This window comes from Chitinophaga sp. 05T412, assembly GCF_056396465.1.
On the sequence record NZ_JBFTLN010000037.1, the window covers coordinates 1 to 2,856 of the forward strand.

The 2,856-nt window shown below is 41.6% G+C and carries 3 protein-coding genes; all 3 read right to left on the reverse strand.

Annotation, left to right across the window (positions count from 1 at the left end; genetic code table 11):
- Nucleotides 1–106: 106 nt before the first annotated feature.
- The gene (locus tag AC1DFM_RS34530; RefSeq protein ID WP_477081339.1) at nt 107–955 is read right to left on the reverse strand and encodes a relaxase/mobilization nuclease domain-containing protein; all 849 of its coding nucleotides are present in this window, start codon (nt 953–955) and stop codon (nt 107–109) included.
- Nucleotides 952–1,332: a plasmid mobilization protein gene (locus tag AC1DFM_RS34535; RefSeq protein ID WP_477081340.1), complete on the reverse strand. Its 381-nt coding sequence runs from the start codon at nt 1,330–1,332 to the stop codon at nt 952–954. Before AC1DFM_RS34535 ends, AC1DFM_RS34530 begins: the two co-directional genes overlap by 4 nt.
- 119 nt (nt 1,333–1,451) lie before the next feature.
- Complete coding sequence (locus AC1DFM_RS34540) at nt 1,452–2,393, reverse strand: toprim domain-containing protein (protein ID WP_477081341.1); 942 nt, start codon at nt 2,391–2,393, stop codon at nt 1,452–1,454.
- Between the last annotated feature and the right edge of the window lie 463 nt (nt 2,394–2,856).

The following is a 2,856-nucleotide window of genomic DNA, read 5'->3' on the forward strand; positions in this document are numbered from 1 at the left end:
TTAACAGATATGCCACCTTCCTGTCTTTTAAGAGCAGTAACTATCTGACTTTCTGTAAAATTCTTTCTTTTCATATTGCTAGATTAAAGTTAATAAATCATTTAATTTATAACTCTAATTCTTGCGGCCGAAATTTGGGGGAGCCGACAGCTGCTTCATATATTTTTTGTTCAGCCTGTTTAGTTGCCAGTTCTTGTTTCAAGGCTAAAACTCTTTCTATTTTCGCCAGCGAAAAACCTACCTCACTACCTTTTACTTTTACCTTCTTATCATCAATAAAGGAGATCCCCCGGCCTTTAATCAACTTATACCCTAACGCCTGCATTCTCTGCTCAAATTCTGAATAGCTATGCACCTTCTCTAAGGTCTGCCGAATATTTGTTTTGAGTTTTTCCTTTCGCTGATCCTGCCGGGGTAATAGCCTGTCTTTAGGGGATAAAAAGGCGCGGGGGCTTAATACTTCCTGTAGCTTGTATTGCTTTTCCAATTTTCGGCAAAGGGCGGCCATTCTTTTATAACTGTTACTGTCGCTGGCGACCTTGCTGTTATAACCTACACGATTGGCAACAATGTGAATATGCTGCTCGCTGGTATCCCTATGTAGTACGCAGATATATTGGTTATCTGCTACGCCAAATTCTTTAACACACTCACGGCCAGCTTCTATAAGTTGGTTTTTAGTAAGTGTTTCTCCGGGAGCCAGCCGTAAGGAAAAATGAAATACCGGCTTTTCTACCCGTTTGCTAAGTTTGGCAACATCAATAAATTGCCCGGACAGCTCTTTTAAATTCCCAAAACATTTGTTATAGCTCAAAATTTCTGCCCGATTCTGGTGCTGTAGATTATCCTTTAGGGAAAGCTCCTGCTTTTTTTCTTCAGACAGTTCCTTTTTATCCTGCAAACAATAACGGATACATTCAAAAAAGGAACTTCCTGTTCCTACATAGCCGATCATTGGAAATAAGTTTTAATTTTTGCCGCCAATGTTTTTAATTCCCCTGATTGTACTTTCAGGTTGGCACGTTCAAGCGGGCTTAATTCTTCCATCCCGTTCCGCTTTCTAGCGATCTGATTAAGGTTTGCTGCCATGTGATTGAGCGTGCCTGTTAGTTCCAAAACTTCTTTGGGCAATGCTTTTTCCCTCCTGTCAATTTTTCCGGTCATGCTTATTTCCCGCAGGTATTCGGAAACTGAAAGGTTAGTACTTTTGGCGTTTGCTTCAATAACACGTCTTTCATAAAGACTGCATTTCATGGCCAATAATTGATCTTTTTTCACCGCTTTTTGGGGGCGGCCTCCCTTGTTCTTGGTTTGTGCATTCTGCTGCTCCATATCAACCTCCTCTTTATTTTTTGAATGCGATAGCATGAAAAAAATTACTCACCGAATGCGGTAGCATGAGGTGAGCCAGCCGTTTTGGTTTTACCAAAACATAGCTGGCTACCCGAACGTCAAAGCCGCTTGCCTATCCGCTGACTCTCTTTTTGGCTGTGGTGATGATGAATAAGCCAGTCGTTTAAATCCTTCCTGCCCTGGTAAAAGTCGCTCCGGTCTAGGTACTTATTTCCATCCTGTTGTAAGGCTTGCCGGGTGTGATTCAAACCGGCTGTATCTCTGTCTAAAATCAAATGTACCTGCTTGTATTGCTCCATCAGTGGACGGCTTTTCTCAAAGAAGGAAAGGGAGTTTAAAACAAGACAATTTGTCAAAGGGGCTTGTTGGTTTCTGTTGATGGTGCAAAAAGATAGGAAGCTAAAGAAGCCTTCAAAAACGGTAATCTGTTCTGTGCGATTGTCTACAAGCGTTATTTCCTTTGGGGCGCTGCTACCTTTAAAATTTTCGTTCCGTAGTTCATATCCTCCGGCATTGTTTTGGAAGCCGATAACGGTATGCTTCTTCCCATATAAAAGAAAATCCACCTCTTTACAAAAGCGGCTGGCAATTTCCACCGGGATACATCTTTTTTGTAAGTAATCCAGTAGGGATTGTTCTTTAAGCGGGCGGGCATCCAGAATAACAATTTTGCTGTCGAGGGTATCTTTCTTTTCACCAGCAAAAGAAGCGGGGGCCTGATGCCGGTTGCCTAAAGTGGTAGGCGGGTGAAAAGAAAAAGCCTGGGCGGGTTGGTTTTGCGATAAGCGTTGCAACAGATCAGCAACGCTACAATTAAAATGAAGCGTTCCGAAGTCCACCAAATTACCGCCCTTGCCAGTTCCATGATCGTACCAGACGTTTAAGGGCCTGTTTACTTTGAAAGATGGTGTTTTTTCATCCCGCAATGGTGATAGATACCAATAGTCTTGGTTTCTTACTTTTTGGGGTAGGTGGCCCAATGAGGCCAAATAATCTACAAGATCAATTTGTTTAGCCTCTGCACATATTAAATTTTTCATACACACGTTTTTAGGTTCACATTAATTATGTACAATAGAAAAACGGCTTACAAGCAATTGGCTATCATATAGCTATGCTCGCAAGCCGTCTTAAATCCATTAAAAATAAGTTCGAAATTTGTACAGGCAGGGCGACTAGAGAAAAGCTTACTCATTTATGGGTAAGCTTTTTTGTTTTAGAGAAATTATGTCGTAGCGTTTTGGCTATCGCGTACCGCTGGAAGCGGCAAGGTCGCAGGTTGGAATCCTGCCGCCSCGACTAGAGAAAAGCTTACTCATTTATGGGTAAGCTTTTTTGTTTTAGAGAAATTATGGGATCAAGTTGAAAAGTTGGGGGATAGCCATAAATTTTAAGCATAGAGTTTGGTTAATCTGTAAAGAAAGAATTCTACATCCCGTACCCCTCTCAGCGCGTTTCTAAAGGACTTTATTTTTGCATTAAAAGATTCTGCAGCGGCATTTG